Source organism: Emticicia sp. BO119, assembly GCF_013912375.1.
Lineage (GTDB): Bacteria > Bacteroidota > Bacteroidia > Cytophagales > Spirosomataceae > Emticicia.
Genome location: NZ_JACETV010000011.1, coordinates 95,026 through 117,410, shown reverse-complemented (window position 1 = coordinate 117,410; position 22,385 = coordinate 95,026). Strand labels below are relative to the sequence as shown.

The following is a 22,385-nucleotide window of genomic DNA, read 5'->3' as shown; positions in this document are numbered from 1 at the left end:
AATTAACACATGAGCGTAGTAAAAAAATTAGCGAGCGATACAGCCCTGTATGGTATCAGTAGTATTGTTGGCAGATTCTTGAATTGGCTTTTAGTAGCAGTTCATACCCGGGTTTTTCATCAACAACGCTTGCTTGCAGATAATAACCAGTTATATATTTATGTTATTCTGCTAAATATCGTCTATACCTATGGTATGGAAACAGCCTTTTTCAGGTACGCAAGCAAGAAAGAAAACCGACAGGAATACTACAACCTCATTCTCTCTTACATTATCCTTACAAGTGTAATTTTTTCAGGCATTATCTATTTTGCTGCTACACCTATCATCAATCTGATGGGTTTTCCGGGCAAAGAAAGACTGGTAGTATGGTTTTCTATTATTCTGGCTGCTGATGCTGTATCTGCTATTGCTTTTGTAAAACTAAGGGCAGAAAACAGGGCTAAAAAATTTGTGGCAATCCGCCTGGCTAATATTTTCATTAATATAGGCCTGAATATCTTCTATCTGATGTTCTGCAAATATATTCATGATGGCGTCTTTTTACCTGATTGGAAACCATTTGCCGACTATTTTTACAATCCTAAAATTGGGCCTGATTATATAGTCTGGGCAAATTTCATTGCCAGTTTGGCCACACTCTTGTTGCTTTGGAGAGAATTTGTCGGTTTCCGATTCGCTTTTGATTTCAAGAAATTCAGACCTGTTTTTACCTATGCATATCCCCTTCTGATTATGGGTCTGGCAGGGGCAGTTAATCAGGTAGCCGACCGCATCATGTTTCGGGAAATCTTACCCGATGGCTTCTACAATGGCCTATCTACCGACGATGCCTTTAGTATCTATGCCAACGTCTATAAGTTATCCATTTTTATGCTTTTAGTCGTACAAGCCTATCGATATGCCGCTGATCCGTTTTTCTTCTCAAAAGCAGAAGACAAAAATTCACCGGGCATGATAGCCCTGGCTACAAAATGGTTTACTATTGCCTGTGTACTGATATGGGTAAGTGTGAGCTTAAATATAGATTTGATTAGCCTGATCTTAGGCAAAAGTTACCGCTTCGGTCTCGAAGTAGTGCCTATTCTTTTATTAGCAAATTTATTTATTGGTATCTACCAGAATATGTCCATTTGGTTTAAATTAAGCGACAGAACTCACTTCGGTACTATTCTTACCTTCGTAGGTATGTTTATTTCGGTTGTCTTAAACCTTATCCTGATACCTCAGATGGGTTACGTAGGTTGTGCCTTAGCCTTTGCCATCTCCTCTTTTGTAATGATGGCGTTATGCTACTGGTTGGGTCAGAAATACTACCCTATTCCATATCAAATAAACAGTATTGTTATCTATCTCATAGGCGCGGGGATGCTGATTTTTGCCTCATGGCAAATCAAAATAGAAAGCCCCTACTACTCAATCCCTTTTCACCTGCTGCTGAGTTTACTGTTTTTATTTATTATTGTCTTTGCAGAACGCAAGAGTTTAGGACTAAGTAAATACTTCCGTATTTAATCAGGCGTGCTGCGTTTCTACTCGCCAACACTTGACCGCGGCACACTTATCTTCTCAACAAAATTTACACTTTATAGTGTAACTCGCTAATATCGGTTCGAAGTAACAACCACTATATTTTATGTAAAAAAATATCAATAAGATTCCTTCTCATTCGGAAAATCAGACGACTTCACGTCTTTGGTATAATTCCTTACAGCATCTGTCATAATCGAATGCAAGTCTGCATATCTGCGTAGAAAACGCGGAGAGAACTCTTTGTTAATACCCAGCATATCATGCACTACCAGAATCTGTCCGTCGCAATGCGGGCCTGCTCCTATACCTATCGTTGGAATACTTACACTTTCAGTAACCTTCTTAGCCAGATCAGCTGGAATCTTTTCTAATACCACTCCAAAGCAGCCTACTTCATCAAGCATTTTGGCATTGGCTATCAGTTGTTCGGCTTCTTCTTCTTCTTTAGCTCTCACTGCATAAGTGCCAAATTTATAGATAGATTGTGGGGTGAGCCCCAGGTGTCCCATTACAGGAATCCCCGCACTCAGAATACGAACAATAGATTCTTTTACCTCTATACCCCCCTCTAATTTTACGGCGTGTCCGCCTGACTCTTTCATGATTCTGATGGCTGAACGAAGTGCCTCTTCTGAGTTCCCCTGATAAGAACCAAAGGGTAAATCTACCACTACTAAGGCTCTGCTCACAGCCTTTACAACTGCCTGAGCATGATAAATCATATTATCAACTGTAATAGGTAAAGTAGTTTCATGACCAGCCATCACATTCGATGCCGAATCACCTACCAGAATTAATTCTACTCCTGCTCCATCAACAATTTTAGCCATTGAATAATCATAAGAAGTAAGACAGGCTATTTTCTCACCTTTGCGTTTTAGTTCCTGTAAAGTATGGGTAGTAATGCGTTTGATTTCCGAGTGAGTAGACATAGAAGAATTAGTGAATGAGTAATTAATTTTAAAATGGCCAACAAGAATAGTTTTGCCGTATTTACTAACAAATGTAGTTAATGTATAGTGCCTGACTTCACTCTGAACCTAAAATTAAATGTATATTTTGTTCTATTAACCAACGACCGCCATAGCAGAACGTTTCATTCGCTGACAATCGATTATCTTAAACTCTATAAAATAATTTTTACCTCGGCACCAGCCAACTTTCAGGGTTAAGCCTTTCTGTATTGTGCCATATCTGAAAATTGATTTCAGTAGCTCCACCCGATATCCCTGCTGTACCTATCGTTTCTTTGGCACTGATTTTTTGTCCTACTGAAGTGAACACCTGATTAAGGTTGGCATAAACTGTAAAATAATCTCCATGTTGTACTGTCACAACTTTTCCCAAACCAGGAATCTCCGTTATATCTTTTACAACCCCATTATATACTGCCCTTACAGTGGCATTTGAAGGTGCCTGTATATCTATACCATTATTATTAATTAAAACCCCATGCAAAACAGGGTGCTCTTTAACACCAAAACGGTCAGAAATAAAACCTCTTTGCACAGGCCAGGGTAAACGCGCACGCGATGCACCAAACGAACGCCCCAGGTTAGTTTCTTCTGCATCTAAATCCATAATAGGCTTGTTCTTTTTTCTGGTAGGATTTGTCTTGGCCAATTTAGCTTCTTTATCCTGCTTCAATTCTCTCTCCTTATTCTTTTTAGCAATTTCCCGTGCTACAATATTGGCGATCAGATTATCTAATTTTGTAACCGAGCGTTTGGTTGCTTCAATCTCTTTCCTTAAATCTTTCTCCTTTTTCGACAGTTCTCCAACCATTTCGGTCTGTTTGGTTTTGAGCTGTTCAAGGTTTTTAGCTTCTACTACCTTAGCGGTAATTAACCGCTTTTTGTCAGAACGTTTTCCCTCTAAATTAGTTTGTCTTTCACGCAACAACGCCGCCACTTTTTTCATTTGTACTACCTGCGCTTTTCGGTTTTCAGTATATTGTTGCAGATACTTATATCGCATCAGTAATTCATTAAAAGAAGAAGAAGAAAACAGAAAACTCAGTTTATTTAATTTACCGCTGTATTTTGACGCAGAATAGAGCATGGCGGCATATTCTTGCTGCAGTTGAAGCAATTTGCTTTCGAGATTTTCCTTGGCTCCGATAATATCCTGCATTTCTACATCAATCAGTTCCATATCTTGCTCAATTAAGCCGATTTGTTCTTCTCTTGATGAGATTTGCTCTTTAATGGCTCTTATATTGCCTACTGTTACCTCTTTTTTTGCCGTGGCACTTTCTAAAGCCTTTTTCGTTTCAGCAATTTTCTCCAGATTTCTTTTCTTCTCATTTTCCAATTGCGCCCGGCTTTTTCGGGTACGCTGGGCAAACGCTTGTTGATTAGTCAGTAAGCAGATAAAAAAGCAGGTGAAAAAAAAATATGTTATACTTTTTAAAAACATCTGATTTGGTTCAGGATCAGCCTATCTATTTAGGCGAATACCCTTTAGGAATACTGAATGAGAATCCGGGACTCTCTTCTAAAAACTCAATTCTATTATGCTGCAAATTTATTAAAGTCTGATTAGTTTTATCATCTTTTGGTGCATCAATCTTAGCTATAATGGCCTGTGGAAATAGAAAATTATTTACCGCCAGAAAATTACTGTAATCAATCTGCATTTTACTGCCGCCACTTGTATCTGCAGCCAGTAGTTTTTGTAGCTTTAAGTTTGGCTCCATAATAATGTTTTCAATCTGTATGGCATTCTCTTTCTGCCTGATCACAAAACTTCCATCCTGCTTTGTAATTTCATCTTCCTCACGTTTTTTTACTGGCATATTACCAATCAAGATAGATTGCACAAGATCATAACTAAGATTAAAGTTAAATTGTCGGCTTAATGTAACAAAATCATACTTGTAATAAGTACGATGAAGTCTGTCTAAAAAAATAATAGAATCTTGGGTAATCAACCCTCTCGCTGCTTCTAATCCTACTGAAATTGATAACCAGATCTTATTGTCTTTTTCAATATGAACCGTAACCGGAAAAGATTGACTTTCGCTACCTGATGAATAGTCTATTTTTGAACGTAGCTTTAAGAATTTAAAATCAATTTCAGCAGGAGCTACATCAACCTTAGTGATCGCAGAAGTATTGGCAGCAGATATACTATCCGTTTTAACAGATATATCCGTTGGGCTTATCGCTACGCTGGTAGAATCTTTAATTTCAGTTTTATGAATTCTCTGACGCTTGCAAGAGGTTGTGAATAAAACTATCAGGCAAGAAAAAGTCAGAAAGATATAACGGCTTGACATATTTGTGTGAGTTTTAAAAATTTGCTCAGAATCTTTTATTCCACAAAAATTATCAGAATAAAAGTTCTTATATGGGCAAATGTATCAACAGGTTTTTGTAGGTTGAAGTTTATTCGATTAACTGGCCAGATTGTATTTTCTTATCTATATTGATACTGTTTTCGCCCATCTGACGGGCTTTTTTCCATTGATCAATGGCCTTGTCTTTTTCGCCTAACTGATACAACACATCTCCGTAATGTTCTACTATTGTGCCACTCACACCAGTATTTTGTTTAATAGCACGTTCTAAAAACTCACGTGATTTCTGATAATCTTTCATGGTATAAAGTACCCAGGCATGGGTGTCTAAAAAAGTAGCATTATTACCATATTTTTCTGCCAACTTACCAGAAAGTTGCACTGCACGATTCAGTTTATCCTTTCTTAAAGACAGATAATAAGCATAGTTATTCAACACATGTTCATCGTCAGGGTCAACTTTCAAAACTGCTTCATAAGCATCGTCAGACTTAGCGTATTGCTTTACTTCGTTGTAAGCATCCCCTAATAGGCCATTTACAAACTTTATTAGCTCTTTATTATCTAAAGCTAAGTTTCTTGCTTCTTCTAATGAAGAAATAGCTTTCTCGAAATCTTTTTTGGCAAAATTAGCTACACCGTTATGATACCAGAAAAATGCCTGATTCGGGAAATACTCAATGGCTTCTTCCGAATGCTTTGCCAGGCTATCATTATTGTTGAGTTTAGCATCTATTTCAACAATGGCTAACCATACTTCAAAAACCGATTTATCAAATTGCGTTGATTTAACGTAACTGTCGCGTGCGCCTGTCATATCACCCTTTTTCATCAGCAAATCCCCTAATACCACATAGGCTCTTGCTTCTGATGGAGCTTGATTGATTAATTCTCTTGTCAAACCAATTAAATTATCAAGGGTTTTATCGCCCTTGTCATCTTTCATCATCAGCATATAACTCGATAGAATCTTGAATTTTACTTCTGACGAAAGATTTTTGTTTGCAAAAGCCACTTGTAGCTCCTGGCTACATTTATCCAGGTCTCCTTTCTTACGATAAATTTCTGCCAAAAGCACATGTGCTTCTGCAAAATCAGGATTACGTTTCAACGAACTCTCCAACATTTTTAAAGCCTGATCATAACGCTCATTTGAAATCAGAATCTGAGCTTGTTGCACTACATATTCAGGTTCTGTAGGTTCTGATGCAATCAGTTTATCTCCCTCTTCTATTGCCTTTTCAAGTTTGTTTTGTTTGAGATAAATCAATTGTTTCTGATGCGTAATTTCCTCACTCATACCAATCGTTTTCTCTATCTTGTTATACACCTCTACTGCGTCAGAATATTTTTCCTGCATAATGTAGGCATTCGATAAATCAAGGTAATTATCAACATCTGTCGGATATTTATCAGCTAATTTCTCATAAATCTGAGCAGCTTCCTTATAGCGCTTTTGTTTGACGTACAACTCTCCTAAAAATTTTCTGTAGAATTTATTATCTTCATCCAGTTTTGCAGCTTTTTCGCTATAGACCGTAGCATTGGCAATATCGCCGGAAGCCAAAAATGATTTGGCAATCATAAAATTGGCACCTGAACTGGCAGGATTCATTTCAGCCGCCTTCTTGAAGTGCGTAATGGCTTTATCATAGGTTTCGGCAATAAAGTACTTCATACCGTCAGTAAAAACTGCTTCGGCTTGTAGATCCTTTTCCGAAATACCACCATCACTGGCTTTTTTATTTTTCTGTGCTAACCCTATAACCGGAAGACAGAGAAATGCCCATAATATGATTTTTGCTACTTTCATTCATCAAAACTTGTTAGGTATTTTAACGCCCGAACACCCTAAATATTGCTTGATAATCGGCAACATTCTTGCCAAAAAGCCATCAAAGTTCTTTAAATTATTTGGAAATAACAAAAGGATAACTACTGGTGCTGGTAAGATGTTTCTGGTTCTTAGGCAATCTAAGTATTTTGTAAGACTTTCACAAGAATAAGCTTATGAATGGAAAATAAGCGACATAAAACTATGAATTATTGCTTTGGCAGGATAATTGAAATATTTTTGTGTACCCGATCAACCCAACAAATGGCAAAACATAAGTCTCAACCTAAACAAGGTATTAAAAGAGAGGCCGTGCAGGTCTCTGCACCCTCAAAAGCAACAGAACCCCATAAAACAGGTACTCCTTTTTCGATTGATGAAAAATGGATTCCTGCTATTCTGAGTGTTATGGTGTTTGTTAGCTATATTCCTGTCTGGCAGAATAATTTCGTATGGGACGATAAACCCTATATTACCATCAACGAATTGGTAAAATCCTTTGATATTAAAGGTATTTTCTCTGAATACGTCGTTGGAAACTATCACCCGCTTACCGTGTTAAGTTTGGCTATTGAATATGCTTTAGTAAAGGAACAGACATGGTTATATCATTTAGATAACCTGATTCTCCATACTCTGAATAGTTGGCTGGTTTTCAGACTTATCCAGAAGCTCAACAGTAATGTTCTCGTTTCATTTGTTACAGCTGTTTTATTTGCTATCCACCCATTGCATGTTGAATCAGTAGCCTGGGCAGCAGAACGAAAAGACGTACTCTATACCTTGTTTTTGCTGCTTTCATTCTGGTATTACATCCATTTTGATGAAACCAGCAATAAAGTATATTACGGCGTTTCAATTCTCCTGTTTATTGCATCATGTATGTCGAAGGGTATGGCCGTAGTTTTACCTGCAATTCTGATAATTACTGATTATTGCTTTTTAAAGAAGCCTTTGCATTTTAAAGTACTGATTAATAAAATTCCATATTTCTTAGTTACACTGATATTTGCTTATCTGGCCACTCATGCCCAAAAAGATGCAGGTGCCGACGCCTCAAGTGTTATTAGTAATGCTTACAGCGCAGGAGAAAGAGTTTTACTAACCGCCTACGCTTTTTGTTTTTATTGGGTAAAAACCCTTCTGCCCTATAATCTTTATCCGTTCTATCCTTATCCGAATAAGATTTCCGGTAGTATTCCTGCTATTTATTCTCTGGCACTCTTAGGCACATTACTATTAGTAGGTGTACTTATATGGTTGGGACGGAAAGATAAGCGCATCTGGTGGGCAGGTGCTTTTTTCCTGATTGCTATTTCTACAGTTTTGCAGATATTACCCGTTGGTAGTGCTTTGGTTGCCGACCGATATTATTATTTATCCTCCATCGGGCCATTGTTTCTGATAGGGTTATTAATGAACAATTTCTATGCAAATGCTAAAGGTATTCTGGCAGGATTTATGGTTGTGGCATTGGTTCTATGTGGAATGACTTTCGTACAGGCAAAGAAATGGAAAAATGAATTACTGCTTTTTAAAGAAGCTGATAAGGCGTTCCCGAACGATGCTATGATTCTGAGCAATCTTGGTTGGTATTATTTAGACAATAAAGATTTTCCGACAGCCAAACAATACCTGATGCGGGCTGATAACGGTGGATTTAAAAATGCAGACGTATGCCGTACCATCGGTTCTATGTTTTTAGATGAAGGAGATAATGCAACTGCCCTGAAGTACTTTCAGAAAGCATCTCAGTATTTGCCTAAATCTAACCGTACCAACTGGCTTTTTGCGACTGTATATTACCGTATGGGCGATTATAAGAATGCCAATTATTATTACAAAATCACGCTTGAAAACGAACCAGATAATGCAGAATACTGGACATCTTATGGATTATCACTCATGGGAAGCGAAGATTTTGAAGAAGCTCGAAAGATTTTTCAAAAATCCATATCTTTAAAACCTGATTATTGGGATGCCTATCTGAACCATGCTTTTTCGTATCGGAGACAGGGAAATTACGAGCAGGAGATTAAAGAACTAAAGGCATTAATAGAGAAGGCACCGCAATACGGTCCTGCCTACAAAAATCTTGGGGTAACTTACGTAGATTTGAAACAGGATGACAATGCGGTAGAATACTGGAGAAAGGCAACGGTTAGAGATTCAACAGGTGATTTTGAATACAATATTGGTATCAACTACGCCAATAGAAATGATGTCGAAACAGCCAAGCAATGGTATATCAAATCAGCAAAAAAAGGGAATGTAAACGCCAGGAATATTTTAAAAAATAATGGTATAACTAACTATTAATGTCTGATTATTCAGGAAGTTGATAGAAATAATCCAAAGGATTACTAAATATAAAATGATACTCCGATTTTTTTAACCATTTATCAGGGCTGATAATTTTATAGGGCTGTGGCGTAGGAGATTCCACAAATTCAGGCATTTCAAAGCCTGTTTCTTCACAGTTTCGGGCATATACTTCTTTTCTTATGGGGTGTATCGGAGAAACAACATTAAAGGTCTCACCCCAGATACCCTTTTCGATAACCGTTTCAATAATCCTGATTATATCATCTCTATGGATATAATTAACCGGAATATCTCCGGTAGTTAAGCCTTTCCAACCTGCAAAATACTTAGCCGGGATACGGTCATAACCCATTAACCCTGCTGACCTTAAAATAGTTACATTAGCAGAAAAACTTTTGAGCAGATTTTCAGCTTTTACCATTGTAGGGCTGGCTGATCTTTCTGGTGTTAATACATCTTCTTCTATTACTTCCCGATTAAGTTCAGGATAAACAGAGGTAGAACTGACATAAATAATATTTTTGACAGGGGAGTTTTCCACAGCCGTCAACAGATTAGCAATCTGTTCTATATGGGCATCAGTCTTCTGTAAACTTATTTTCGGTGGAATATTGATGAGCAAAATATCGCTATCCAGAAAGTTATCCACATATTCACATTCCAATTGTGGATTAAGTTTAAGTAAGAAGGGTTCAATACCGTTTTCCTGTAAAATCTCCAGCTTTTCGCTATGAGTAGTGCTCCCTTTTACCAGATAATCTTTTTCAGAAAGATATTTCCCTAAAGGTAATCCTAACCAGCCACAGCCTATAATACTTATTGTTTTCATGTATTTTATTTATAGTAAGTGTGCACTGCTCTTTATCTGACAAACATAAGCAGAACACGATCGACATATATTATTTCAATAACGCCTCATACAAGATCTCTGCCGGATGCTTGGCTACACGCCCTGTTCCATCTTTTATCTGATGCCGGCAACTCGTGCCGGGTGCAGCAATTATTACTTCCTCTGGTTGTTTTCTCACAGTCGGGAAAAGCACTAACTCTCCGATTTTCATCGAAACATCATAATGTTCGGCCTCATAACCAAACGAGCCTGCCATACCACAACAACCAGATGGAATCAGATGCACTTCATAGTTAGCTGGTAATGATAAGCTTTTCTTACTTGGTGTAAGCGACGATAACGCTTTCTGATGGCAATGTCCATGTAGTTTTATCAATCTTTTTTCAGTAGTAAATGCCTCATTTTTAATATTTCCTCTATCCATTTCACGGGAAAACCATTCTTCAAAAATAAAAGTATTATCAGCGATCTTTTGAGCCGCTTCTTGTAAATTTGAGGGCACTAATTCTAAGTATTCGTCTCTCAACGTAAGAATAGCTGATGGCTCTATACCAATGATAGGCACCTCATCTATCACTAAATCTTTCAGCATATTTACATTCTCGATTGCAATCTTTTGAGCTTCACGAATCATGCCTTTTGACAAGTAAGTTCTACCACTCTCTTGATGATTTGGAATAATTACCTGATACCCTAATTTCTGCAAAAGAAGAATCAGTTTTCTCCCTATTTCTACATCATTAAAATCAGTAAACTCATCACAAAACAGATATACTTTTTTAGTTGAAGTAAAATCTCTTACCTCCCTCGCATTTTTGTACCAGCTTCTTAGAGTCTGGCTATGCAGCAAAGGCATCGTACGGTCAGGATGAAACCCAACAATCCGATTGGCTATACGACGGGTAAAGCCTGTTTTAAAAATAAAATTATACCCCCAGGGAGTTAAACTTGCCAACCGCATCTGTTTCGTAAAAGTCCCTATCAATTTCGAGCGGAAAGGGATGCCATGTTCATCATAATATTGCTGCAAAAACTCACCTTTCATTTTTGCAATATCTACACTTGAAGGGCACTCTGATTTACAGGCTTTGCAGGATAAGCATAAATCTAAAATTTCTTTGGTTTCGTTGCATCCGACTTCTTTTGTTTCAGAAGTATTAGTCAGATATTGGCGCAGGATATTAGCTCTTGCTCTGGTGGTATCTCTTTCACTTCGGGTAGCCATATAACTTGGACACATCGTTCCTCCTGTTATTTCGGTTTTCCGGCAGTCTCCAGAGCCACTGCACTTTTCGGCTAAACGTAAAAAGCTTTCTTGTTTAGAGAAATCGAAAATGGTCTTTTGCGCGGCGACACTTTTATCTGCCTCGTAGCGCAAAAACTCATTCATAGGTGGTGTATCTACAATTTTGCCTTTATTAAATACACCCTTTGCATCAAAAATCTGCTTTACTTGTCTGAATAAATTATAGTTTTTATCTCCCATCATGAACGGAATAAACTCACCTCTCAAACGCCCATCCCCATGTTCCCCTGAAAGCGAACCACCGTATTTTTTAACCAATGTTGCTGTTTCTGCCAGAATGGTACGGAATAAAGTCCTACCCTCTGTTGTTTTCAGATTCACCATAGGCTCTACATGCAGCTCCCCTGCACCTGCATGTGCGTACATAGAATATTGAACACCATGATTTTTAAGTAGTACTTCCAATTCAGCAATGTAGGTAGGTAAGTCTTCCGGATCAACGGCACAGTCCTCTATCAGATTCACAGGTTGCGTATCACCGGGTAGGTTTCTTAGTAAACCTAAGCCTCCTTTGCGCACCTCCCATGCTTTTTTGGCATCATCCTGTAGTAAAATCGGATAGGCATAGCCTAAGTTATTTACTTTTAACTCTGCTATCAGTTCTTTGGCTTTTTCTCTTAAATCTGCTTCGGTATCAGCAAAAAATTCTACCATCAGAATCGCCTTGGGGCCTCCTTCTATAAAAAAACGGTTCTTTGATTGTTCAATATTGGTCTTTGTAAATTCCAGAATAAAGTCATCTACCAGTTCAGAGGCAGCGCAATGATGTTTCAAGGCAATCAGATTCGCCATGAGTGCCTCGTGTAAACTTACTGTATGCACAGCCACCATTCCTACTTCGGCAGGTGGTAAATCTATCAGTTTCAATTTGGCTTCCGTCACAAAACACAAAGTCCCCTCCGACCCAGCTATCAGGCTACTCAGGTTGAAAAGGTTCCCGGCTTTTGTTTGCCACATTTCCTCAATCACATCAAGTGCATAACCGGTATTACGGCGACTGATGCTCTTTTTAGGAAATCCGGTTCTGATGGCTTCCTGGTTTTCTGAATTATCAATTAATGCAATGAGTTCTCTGTATATCTCTCCTTCTTTATTCTTTAATTGGCTTTTCTTATTTAATTCCTCAGCATTAACAATCCCAAAAACAGCCTCACTTCCGTCTGATAATAAGGTTTTCACCTCCAGAAGATTATCTCTTGTCGTTCCCCAGATAATAGAATGTAAGCCACATGAATTATTCCCAATCATCCCCCCAATCATCGCACGGCTAGACGTTGAAGTCTCCGGCCCAAACATCAGTCCATAAGGTTTCAGATAGGCATTCAAATCATCTCGAATCACTCCGGGCTGCACTCGTACCCACTTCTCCTTCCGATTGACTTCTAAAATATCCGTGAAGTTTTTAGAGATATCTACTACTACTCCTTTGCCTACAACTTGTCCGGCAAGCGATGTTCCGGCTGCACGGGGAATTAAAGTGAACTGATGTGCACTGGCAAAATGTATTAACTGACAAATATCCTGAATACTCTTCGGTAAAGCTACGGCAATGGGTTTTTCCTGATAAACAGAGGCATCGGTGGCATAAACCTTTCTTATAGCCTCATCAACAGTAGTATTTCTGAAGTACAATTCTCCCTCAAAATCTTTCAGCAATGACTCAAACATTGGGTTCTGTTTTTTAGGGTTCAAATTTGAGGAAGAAAAGGCAGATTTGCTACGTATCTAAAAAGAAAAGAATTAAATAAACTTTAAAATTTCGCCGTTCACCACATAACATGGACATTTATTAACAATATTCCCCTAATTTTGTTGTTATTAAACTGTCATAAAAGCGTAAATTTGCAGCCTTAAAAATTAAAATTCTTCACAATCAGCTAATTGAAGATTGACAAAATGGCAGATTTATCAGATTTGGAGAGGTATTTGACAGACAAACATTCATATCAATAAGAAATAAAGAACAAGATATACAGATGCTGAATTTTTTAACCAAGGGAATCACACAGATTTTTGGAACAAAGTCTGATAGAGATAATAAGGAGCTACAACCTTATGTAGGACTTACAAACGAAGAGTTTGTCAAGTTGAAGAGCCTTTCCCATGATGAGTTTCGTGCAAAAACCACCGAGTTACAAAACTATATTGCACAGAAACTTTCGCATATCGACGATCAGATTGGTCAATTAAAAGCTACTATCGATCAGAATCCTGATATGGAAGTTGATGAAAAAGAAGCTTCTTTCAGAAAAATTGATGAATTAAAACTCGATAGAAATAAAGAACTGGAAGTAGTTCTTTTAGAGATACTCCCTAAAGCCTTTGCGATTGTCAAAGAAACGGCTCGTCGATTTACTGAAAATACAGAAATTGCTGTTACGGCTACCCATCTTGACCGTGAATTGGCTATGAAGAAAGGCCATATCAGAATTGAAGGCGATAAGGCTATCTGGCAAAACCAGTGGTTAGCCGCCGGAAATATGATAACCTGGAACATGGTTCACTACGATGTACAGATTATCGGTGGTGCCGCCCTGCATAAAGGTAAAATTTCTGAGATGGCAACCGGAGAAGGTAAAACCCTCGTAGCTACGTTTCCGGCATTTCTGAATGCTCTGGCTGGTAAAGGGGTTCATATCGTAACAGTAAACGACTACCTGGCTCGCCGTGACTCTGAGTGGATGGGACCGATTTTTGAATTTAATGGCATTACCTGCGATTGTATTGATAAACACTCGGCCAACTCATCTGCCCGCAGAAGTGCCTACGCAGCAGGCATTACTTATGGTACGAATAATGAGTTTGGTTTCGACTACCTCCGTGATAACATGGTAAACGATCCTGAAGAGTTGGTGCAACGCGAACACCACTATGCGATGGTCGATGAGGTTGACTCAGTATTGATTGATGATGCCCGTACACCTTTGATTATTAGTGGCCCAATGTCTCGTACTGGTGATGAAGAATTATTCTTATCATTAAAACCACGTATCCAGCGCATTGTAGAGGCACAGAAAACCTTAACAAACAGTTATCTTAACGAAGCTAAAAAACTGATTGCATCGGGCAATAAAAAAGAAGGTGGATTAGCTCTTTTCCGTGCATTTCGTGGTTTACCTAAAAATAAGCCCTTGATTAAGTATTTGTCTGAACAGGGTATGAGACAGATATTGCACGAAACTGAAGCAATTTATCTTGCTGAAAACCAGAAATTAATGCCCGAAGCCGATGCTCCACTTTATTTCACTATTGATGAAAAACATAACTCTATCGAATTAACAGATAAAGGTCTGGACTTTATTACAGGAGAAGGTGAAGACCACAACTTCTTCTTGATGCCCGACTTAGGTGTTGATCTGGCGGCGATTGAAAAATCAGATTTGCCGGAACAGGATAAAATAATTAAAAAAGATGAGGTTATTCGCGATTATTCTCTGAAAGCCGAACGTATCCACTCTGTCAATCAGCTATTGAAAGCCTATACACTCTTCGAAAAAGATGTTGAGTATGTAGTGTTGGATAATAAAGTAATGATTGTTGATGAGCAGACAGGCCGTATTATGGATGGTCGCCGTTGGTCTGATGGTTTACACCAAGCGGTTGAGGCTAAGGAAAATGTAAAAGTAGAAGACTCAACACAGACTTACGCCACCATTACCTTGCAAAATTACTTCCGTATGTACCACAAATTAGCAGGTATGACAGGTACTGCTGAGACAGAAGCAGGAGAGTTCTGGAAGATTTATAAATTAGATGTGGTTAGTATCCCTACCAACAGAGCAGTTGTTCGTAAAGACGAAGAAGATAAGGTTTATAAAACCGTACGTGAAAAATACAATGCTGTAGTTGACGAAATTGTATCTTTAGTGAGCATTGGCCGCCCGGTACTTGTTGGAACGACTTCAGTTGAAAACTCAGAGATTCTGAGCAGAATGCTAACACTTCGTAAGATTCCGCATCAGGTATTGAATGCGAAACAACACGCCCGTGAAGCCGACATCGTTGCAGAGGCCGGAAAACCTGGCACAGTTACAATTGCCACTAACATGGCTGGCCGTGGTACTGACATCAAGTTGACTCCTGAAAGCAAAAATGCAGGTGGTTTGGCTATTATAGGTACAGAGCGCCATGATTCCCGTCGGGTTGACCGTCAGTTAAGAGGTCGTGCTGGTCGCCAGGGAGACCCTGGCACTTCACAATTCTTTGTATCTCTTGAAGACCAGTTGATGCGTTTGTTTGGTTCTGACCGTATTGCTAAAGTAATGGACAGAATGGGTATGGAAGAGGGCGAGGTGATTCAACACTCTATGATTACCAACTCTATTGAAAGAGCGCAGAAAAAAGTAGAAGAAAATAACTTCGGTACACGTAAACGTCTGATTGAATATGATGACGTAATGAATATCCAGCGTGATACCATCTATAAACGTCGTAAAAATGCCCTTTTCGGAGACAGGTTATCATTAGATATTGCCAATATCATGTATGATACCTGTAGCGATATTGTAATGAATGCAGAGGGCAATTATGACGAATTTGAACTACGTAGTATCCAGAAATTAAGTATCAAACCTGAAATTGAACGCCATGAGTTTTCAAAGGGAAACGCTAAATTAGTAGATAGACTTTACCAACAGGCTGAAAGAACCTATAAGGCTAAGAATGATAATATTCGCAAAAATATGGTGCCTGTGCTGAGCAATGTCTTGCAAGATCGTCGTGCTTTGGTAGATGAGCCATTTATCGCTATTATTGGTGACGGTACCCAGAACATTGGTATGTATTGCAATCTGAAAAATGCAGTAGAAAGCGATGGCCGGGAATTAATTAAAGAAATAGAAAAACATATTTCGCTGACAGTAATCGACCAGGAATGGAAAGAACACCTACGGGATATGGACGACTTGAAACAATCAGTACAGAATGCCTCTTACGAGCAAAAAGACCCGTTATTGATTTATAAATTTGAGGCGGTAGAATTATTCAAAAATTTCTTGAATAAAGTAAATGCCGATACAGTAAGCTTCCTGATGAAAGCCAATGTGGTAGAACTAAGATTCCAGCAACTGACTCCTCCGAAAGAAGAAAAACCAAAATTACAAACCAATAAAGCAACCGAAGAAGGTGGAAGTGGGAGTTCTGATTCAGGCTCTCGTCCTGTTACTCCGGCACGCACTCAGAAAATTGCCGACAGAAACCAACGTGTAAGTGTGCAATATAAAGATGGTACTGTGAAGCGTGAAGTGAAATACAAACACGTGGAAGAGGACGTAGTCAGTGGAAAGGCTGTTTTGGTAGATTAAAATATTGAGTTAAGACAGACTTATATTGGAGAAGTCGCTAATTTTTAGCGGCTTCTTTTGTTTTAAAGCACTAAATCAGAATAAAATTTGTATCATAGTAGAGTGTCTAACCCTTTAAGAATCCTACTATAAATTCAGTTTGTATGACCTATATAAAACACTATGATTCTCCTTTAGGAGCATTAGAAATTATCGCTACAGATACACATTTAACTCATGTACTATTCAGGGAAGCACAGAAAAAACCAAGCAGACAATTACAGGAAACGCCTGAAAATTCACCTGTCATTGATGAATGTATCAGGCAGTTTGATGCATATTTTAAAGGAGAACTAAAAGATTTTGATTTACCTTTACTACCAGAAGGAACTGAGTTTCAGAAATTGGTCTGGGAAAGCCTGAAAAGTATTCCTTATGGCAAAACCATTTCTTATTTGCAATTATCACGTATCATTGGCAACGAAAAAGCCATCAGGGCAGTAGGTGTAGCCAATGGCAATAATCCTCTGACTATTATTTTACCATGCCATAGAGTAATAGGCTCAGATAAAAGCCTGGTTGGCTATGGTGGTGATTTATGGCGAAAAGAATGGCTTTTACGTCACGAAGGCAGTTTGCCGAAAGAAGAACAATTGAGTTTATTTTAATCAAACCAAGCAGTAGAGAAAGCAAAAGCTAAAAAAATAGCAGTAAAACGCTGAACACTTTACTGCTACCTTACTATAATCGACTCTCAAAATCTATTTATCACTCATACTTACCACTTTCTTGTTATCAAATGGCATCAACACTGAATCAATAACGTGTGCTACCCCATTACTCTGATAAATATCTTTAGTAGTAACTTTTGCAGTCATACCATTTTCATCCGTAACCATTAGGTCGCCTCCGATCATAGAAAATTTGAGTGAACCACCTTGCATGGTTTTCAGAGAAAGTGAACCACCATTTCCGTTCATACCTGCCATAATATCGTTCGAATCCCATTTACCATCTATTACATGGTATTTTAAAACCTTAGTTAAGGTTGATTTAGACGGAGTAGCCCCCATCTTCATAAAAGCATCATTAGTAGGAGCAAAAACAGTAAATGGTCCCGGTCCTTGTAGCGTTGTTACTAATCCTGCAGATCTTAGTAATGCGACAAGTTTTGTATGTTCTTTTGAATTCATAATGTTTGCAACTACATTTTTATATGAACTCATTTCAGAACCACCAACCATAACAGTTCTATCGCTCGTTTCTTGTGCAAATGTCCCCAGTGAAATCAAAGCAGACACTAATAATAATGAGATAGTTTTCATGCTTTTGTCAGTTTTTGTGAATACTTTATTTTTGAGCCAATATGGCTTATTAATAATAGTGAAGAAACTGTTCCAGCATAAAAAAATGGGTATTTTAACAAAATAGCACTAAAACCTCCATTAAGTCTGAGGATTTTTTTCCCCGAAGGGTAGGCAAGGCACTTACGAGTATATTCACTTACGTTCAGTGATTACACGATTCAGTAAAAAGAAACCCCTCATTACCGATATGATAATGAGGGGTTTACAATAGGAGTTCAGAATTCTGAACTCCTACGGTTATGAAACCTTAAACATATTCTCTACGTTGTTTCGCAGCTTCCTGTGCTTTGCGTTTTTCAGCGGCGGCTTCCAGTTCTGCTTTATTACCAACGATGATGTTCTGATATTTACGGTTACCTGTGCCGGCAGGAATCAGGTGTCCTACGATAACGTTTTCTTTCAAACCTTCCAAAGTATCACGCTTACCTCTTACAGCAGCTTCTGACAATACTTTAGTAGTTTCCTGGAACGATGCCGCAGAAATGAATGATTCAGTACCTAATGAAGCAGTGGTAATACCTTGTAGTGTCGGACGAGAAACGGCCGGCATTGCATCACGTACCTCGATTTGTGCTAAGTCAGCACGTTTCAAACGGCTGTTTTCATCACGCATCTCACGAGCACTGATTATCTGACCAGGTTTGAATTTATCTGAAGCACCTGCATTCATAACAACTTTCTTATCCATGATCTTGTCGTTAGCCAAACGAACTACCCATTTATCAACCATTTGGTATTCAAGGAATAAAGTATCGCCTGAATCTACGATTTCAACTTTCTGCATCATCTGACGTACGATAACCTCGATGTGTTTGTCTGAAATCTTCACCCCTTGTTGACGATAAACGGCTTGTACCTCATTTACTAAGTATTCCTGAACGGCGGTTGGCCCTTTAATACGTAGAATATCGGCTGGTGTAATAGCACCATCTGATAGAGGGTCACCTGCTAAAACAAAATCACCATCCTGTACCAGAATCAGTTTTGATAAAGGTACCATGTATTTCATTTTAACCCCATCTTTGGCTTCTACAAAAATCTCACGGTTACCACGTTTAACAGAACCATATTGAACAATACCATCAATTTCAGAAACAACTGCAGGATTCGAAGGGTTACGTGCCTCAAACAACTCAGTTACACGAGGCAAACCACCCGTAATGTCACGATTCATATTGATGGCACGTGGGATTTTTGCCAATGCCTGACCCGATTTGATCTTCTGACCATTTTCAACAGTCAGACGAGCCATTACAGGTAAGTTGTATGCTTTGTCCTCTTCTCCACCAGCAGTTCTGATAATGATAGCGGGGTTTTTCGAACGGTCTTTTGACTCAATAATCACCTTATCGCGGAAACCTGTTTGTTCGTCAGCCTCTTCTTTGAAAGTGATATTCTCCTCGATAGCTTCATACTCCACAGTACCGTCTAATTCTGAAAGGATAACGGCGTTAAACTGATCCCAATGGCAAAGTGAATCTCCTTTTTTCACAATATCACCATTTTTCACCTCTAATGTTGCACCATAAGGCACGTTGTTAGAGATAAGGATATTGTTAGTACCCTCTTCAAGGATACGAATCTCACCACGACGACCCAACACGATAGTAATTTCATTACCTTCACGGTCAACAGATGGTACCGTACGCATTTCTTCCAATTGAACAACCCCACCAAATTTAGCTTTGATATTGGCTTCAGAAGCAACGTTTTGAGCAGTACCTCCTGTGTGGAATGTACGAAGTGTCAACTGTGTACCCGGCTCACCGATTGATTGAGAGGCAATTACACCTACGGCTTCACCCATATCAGCCATACGGCCGGTTGCAAGGTTACGTCCATAACATTTTGAACAAACACCTGTTTGCGTTTCACAAGTTAATGCCGAACGAATCTCAACAGTTTCAATAGCTGTTTCATCAATCTCGGCAGCAATCTCTTCTGTAATCTCCTCACCCGATTTGATAATCAGTTTTTTGGTAAGAGGGTCGATAATATCATAAACCGATGTACGGCCTAATATACGCTCTGATAATGGCTCAACTATATCTTCATTGTCTTTCAAGGCAGATACCTGAATACCACGTAATGTACCGCAATCTTCTTCGTTTACTACCACGTCCTGTGCAACATCGTGTAGACGACGAGTCAGATAACCCGCATCGGCTGTTTTCAAGGCTGTATCGGCCAAACCTTTACGAGCACCGTGGGTAGAGATGAAGTATTCCAATACGTCAAGACCTTCTTTGAAGTTTGACAAGATTGGGTTTTCGATGATCTCCCCTACTGAACCTTGTATATTTTTCTGTGGTTTCGCCATTAATCCACGCATACCGCCTAACTGACGCACCTGCTCTTGCGAACCACGTGCACCCGAGTGCATCATCATGTAAATTGGATTGAAACCGCCTTGATCTGCTTCTAATTGTTTCAACAATACCTCACGGATACGTGTGTTTACACGACCCCAGATATCAATGATCTGGTTATAACGCTCACGCTCTGTGATTATACCAAACATATAGTTGTTTTGTACCTCTTCTACTTCTGCTTTAGCATCAGTAATGAGTTTTGTTTTTTCTTCAGGTACAATGATATTATCCAAACCGATAGACAAACCACCTTTAAAGGCTGTCTGGTATCCTAACTCTTTAATATCATCAAGGAATTTGGCTGTACGGGCATATCCGGCTTCTTTGAATACACGACCTATCAACTGTTGTAGTTTTTTCTTGGTCAATAATTCGTCAAGATAACCTACTTCTTCAGGCACACATTGGTTGAAGAGAATACGTCCTGCTACTGTATCAACTACTTTATCAACTAATTGACCATTTTCGTCTTTTACTTTTACACGGCATTTAATGTGGGCATGTTTTGAAACTTTACCTTCATTCATACCAATGATTACTTCTTCTGCCGAGTAAAAAGTCATTCCGTCACCCAAAACAGGGAGTTCTGGAGTCGATTTACGTCCTTTAGTTACGTAATAAAGACCCAATACCATGTCCTGAGAAGGTACCGTGATTGGCGCACCATTTGCAGGGTTCAGGATGTTATGTGAAGCCAACATCAGGATAGATGCTTCCATGATCGCCTCCTGACCCAATGGTACGTGTACCGCCATCTGGTCACCGTCAAAGTCGGCGTTGAAGGCCGTACAAACTAACGGGTGCAATTGGATAGCTTTACCCTCAACCAATTTAGGCTGGAATGCCTGGATACCCAGACGGTGAAGCGTAGGAGCACGGTTTAGAAGAACAGGGTGTCCTTTCAATACGTTTTCAAGAATATCCCAAACTACGGCATCTTTTCTGTCAACAATTTTCTTAGCAGATTTCACTGTTTTCACGATTCCGCGCTCAATCAGTTTTCTGATAATAAATGGTTTGAACAATTCAGCAGCCATATCTTTAGGTAGACCACACTCGTGTAGTTTCAATTCTGGACCTACCACGATAACCGAACGGCCAGAATAGTCAACACGTTTACCTAATAAGTTCTGACGGAAACGACCTTGTTTACCTTTCAACATATCTGAAAGGGATTTCAAAGCACGGTTACCCTCTGAACGAACGGCGTTTACTTTACGAGAGTTGTCGAATAATGAATCGACAGCCTCTTGTAGCATACGTTTTTCGTTACGTAAGATTACCTCAGGGGCTTTGATTTCCAACAAACGTTTCAAACGGTTGTTACGGATAATCACACGACGGTAAAGGTCATTTAAGTCAGAAGTTGCGAAACGACCACCATCAAGAGGTACAAGCGGACGCAATTCTGGTGGAATAACCGGAACCATGCGGATAACCATCCATTCAGGTTTGTTTTCGATACGCGTATTGGCATCACGAAGCGCTTCTACTACTTTCAGACGTTTCAAAGCTTCCGCTTTACGTTGTTGAGAAGTATCAGTAGCTGCCGCGTGGCGTAAGTCATAAGAAAGTTCATCTAACTTGATACGAGAAAGCATCATTTCTAATGCTTCTGCACCCATTTTGGCGATAAATTTATTCGGGTCTTTATCGTCAAGCATCTGGTTTTCTCTTGGTAGTTTGTCAACTATATCAAGATACTCTTCTTCTGTTAGGAAGTCATTGGCAGATATACCATCTTCGCCTTTGATACCAGGCTGAACAACAACGTAACGTTCGTAGTAAATAATTTGGTCGAGTTTCTTCGACGACATTCCTAACAAATACCCGATTTTGTTTGGTAAACTACGGAAATACCAGATATGTGCTACCGGAACAACTAATTCGATGTGTCCCATACGTTCGCGACGAACCTTTTTCTCGGTTACCTCAACCCCGCAACGGTCGCAGATAATACCTTTGTAGCGAATACGTTTGTATTTACCACAGTGGCATTCCCAGTCTTTCACAGGTCCGAAAATACGCTCACAGAACAAACCGCCCATCTCTGGTTTGTAAGTACGGTAGTTGATCGTTTCCGGCTGTGTTACTTCTCCAAACGAGCTCTCCAAAATTGACTCTGGTGAAGCCAAACTAATGGTGATGCTATTGAAGTCGCTATTAAGTTTTTTATTTTTCTTTAAAGACATTTTCCTTATGATTGATGTGAAAA

Annotated in this window: 12 protein-coding genes; 4 read left to right on the top strand and 8 right to left on the bottom strand. The window is 39.1% G+C overall.

Annotation, left to right across the window (positions count from 1 at the left end):
• Positions 1-9 precede the first annotated feature (9 nt).
• Complete coding sequence (locus H1R81_RS25180; RefSeq protein WP_181843522.1) at positions 10-1,515, top strand: lipopolysaccharide biosynthesis protein; 1,506 nt, start codon at positions 10-12, stop codon at positions 1,513-1,515.
• A 134-nt stretch (positions 1,516-1,649) separates the two neighbouring features.
• On the opposite strand, the gene panB is transcribed toward H1R81_RS25180, so the two are convergent.
• The 4 genes from panB to H1R81_RS25160 form a co-directional block, all read right to left on the bottom strand.
• A complete protein-coding gene (panB, locus tag H1R81_RS25175) occupies positions 1,650-2,465 on the bottom strand; it encodes a 3-methyl-2-oxobutanoate hydroxymethyltransferase (protein WP_181843521.1) in 816 nt (271 codons plus the stop codon).
• 208 nt (positions 2,466-2,673) lie between these two features.
• Positions 2,674-3,846: a murein hydrolase activator EnvC gene (locus H1R81_RS25170; protein ID WP_181843520.1), complete on the bottom strand. Its 1,173-nt coding sequence runs from the start codon at positions 3,844-3,846 to the stop codon at positions 2,674-2,676.
• A 130-nt stretch (positions 3,847-3,976) separates the two neighbouring features.
• Positions 3,977-4,813 carry a DUF4292 domain-containing protein gene (locus tag H1R81_RS25165; RefSeq protein ID WP_181843519.1) on the bottom strand — a complete coding sequence of 279 codons (837 nt, stop codon included), beginning with the start codon at positions 4,811-4,813 and terminating at the stop codon, positions 3,977-3,979.
• Positions 4,814-4,922: 109 nt separating this feature from the next.
• Positions 4,923-6,647: a tetratricopeptide repeat protein gene (locus H1R81_RS25160; RefSeq protein ID WP_181843518.1), complete on the bottom strand. Its 1,725-nt coding sequence runs from the start codon at positions 6,645-6,647 to the stop codon at positions 4,923-4,925.
• Positions 6,648-6,932: 285 nt separating this feature from the next.
• On the opposite strand from H1R81_RS25160, the gene H1R81_RS25155 reads away from it, so the two are divergent.
• Complete coding sequence (locus H1R81_RS25155; protein ID WP_181843517.1) at positions 6,933-8,987, top strand: tetratricopeptide repeat protein; 2,055 nt, start codon at positions 6,933-6,935, stop codon at positions 8,985-8,987.
• Between the two features lie 7 nt (positions 8,988-8,994).
• Here H1R81_RS25155 and H1R81_RS25150 read toward each other — a convergent pair whose 3' ends face one another.
• The gene (locus H1R81_RS25150; RefSeq protein WP_181843516.1) at positions 8,995-9,822 is read right to left on the bottom strand and encodes an SDR family NAD(P)-dependent oxidoreductase; all 828 of its coding nucleotides are present in this window, start codon (positions 9,820-9,822) and stop codon (positions 8,995-8,997) included.
• 70 nt (positions 9,823-9,892) lie between these two features.
• Positions 9,893-12,817, bottom strand: a complete 2,925-nt coding sequence (locus tag H1R81_RS25145; protein ID WP_181843515.1) for an FAD-binding and (Fe-S)-binding domain-containing protein — start codon at positions 12,815-12,817, stop codon at positions 9,893-9,895.
• A 308-nt stretch (positions 12,818-13,125) separates the two neighbouring features.
• Between H1R81_RS25145 and secA the strand changes: the two genes are divergently transcribed.
• Positions 13,126-16,452 carry a preprotein translocase subunit SecA gene (gene secA / locus H1R81_RS25140; RefSeq protein WP_181843514.1) on the top strand — a complete coding sequence of 1,109 codons (3,327 nt, stop codon included), beginning with the start codon at positions 13,126-13,128 and terminating at the stop codon, positions 16,450-16,452.
• Between the two features lie 143 nt (positions 16,453-16,595).
• The gene (locus tag H1R81_RS25135; protein ID WP_181843513.1) at positions 16,596-17,099 is read left to right on the top strand and encodes a methylated-DNA--[protein]-cysteine S-methyltransferase; all 504 of its coding nucleotides are present in this window, start codon (positions 16,596-16,598) and stop codon (positions 17,097-17,099) included.
• A gap of 93 nt (positions 17,100-17,192) precedes the next feature.
• Here the strand turns inward: H1R81_RS25135 and H1R81_RS25130 are convergent, their stop codons facing one another.
• Both H1R81_RS25130 and rpoC read right to left on the bottom strand, forming a co-directional pair.
• Complete coding sequence (locus H1R81_RS25130; protein ID WP_181843512.1) at positions 17,193-17,756, bottom strand: fasciclin domain-containing protein; 564 nt, start codon at positions 17,754-17,756, stop codon at positions 17,193-17,195.
• 289 nt (positions 17,757-18,045) lie between these two features.
• The gene (rpoC, locus tag H1R81_RS25125; protein WP_181843511.1) at positions 18,046-22,362 is read right to left on the bottom strand and encodes a DNA-directed RNA polymerase subunit beta'; all 4,317 of its coding nucleotides are present in this window, start codon (positions 22,360-22,362) and stop codon (positions 18,046-18,048) included.
• Between the last annotated feature and the right edge of the window lie 23 nt (positions 22,363-22,385).

Excerpts from the sequence above, each read along its gene's own strand:
- H1R81_RS25180 (WP_181843522.1), top strand. The coding sequence starts at position 10 with ATGAGCGTAGTAAAAAAATTAGCGAGCGATACAGCCCTGTATGGTATC.
- panB (WP_181843521.1), bottom strand. The coding sequence starts at position 2,465 with ATGTCTACTCACTCGGAAATCAAACGCATTACTACCCATACTTTACAG.
- H1R81_RS25165 (WP_181843519.1), bottom strand. The coding sequence starts at position 4,813 with ATGTCAAGCCGTTATATCTTTCTGACTTTTTCTTGCCTGATAGTTTTA.
- H1R81_RS25160 (WP_181843518.1), bottom strand. The coding sequence starts at position 6,647 with ATGAAAGTAGCAAAAATCATATTATGGGCATTTCTCTGTCTTCCGGTT.
- H1R81_RS25155 (WP_181843517.1), top strand. The coding sequence starts at position 6,933 with ATGGCAAAACATAAGTCTCAACCTAAACAAGGTATTAAAAGAGAGGCC.
- H1R81_RS25150 (WP_181843516.1), bottom strand. The coding sequence starts at position 9,822 with ATGAAAACAATAAGTATTATAGGCTGTGGCTGGTTAGGATTACCTTTA.
- H1R81_RS25145 (WP_181843515.1), bottom strand. The coding sequence starts at position 12,817 with ATGTTTGAGTCATTGCTGAAAGATTTTGAGGGAGAATTGTACTTCAGA.
- secA (WP_181843514.1), top strand. The coding sequence starts at position 13,126 with ATGCTGAATTTTTTAACCAAGGGAATCACACAGATTTTTGGAACAAAG.
- H1R81_RS25135 (WP_181843513.1), top strand. The coding sequence starts at position 16,596 with ATGACCTATATAAAACACTATGATTCTCCTTTAGGAGCATTAGAAATT.
- H1R81_RS25130 (WP_181843512.1), bottom strand. The coding sequence starts at position 17,756 with ATGAAAACTATCTCATTATTATTAGTGTCTGCTTTGATTTCACTGGGG.
- rpoC (WP_181843511.1), bottom strand. The coding sequence starts at position 22,362 with ATGTCTTTAAAGAAAAATAAAAAACTTAATAGCGACTTCAATAGCATC.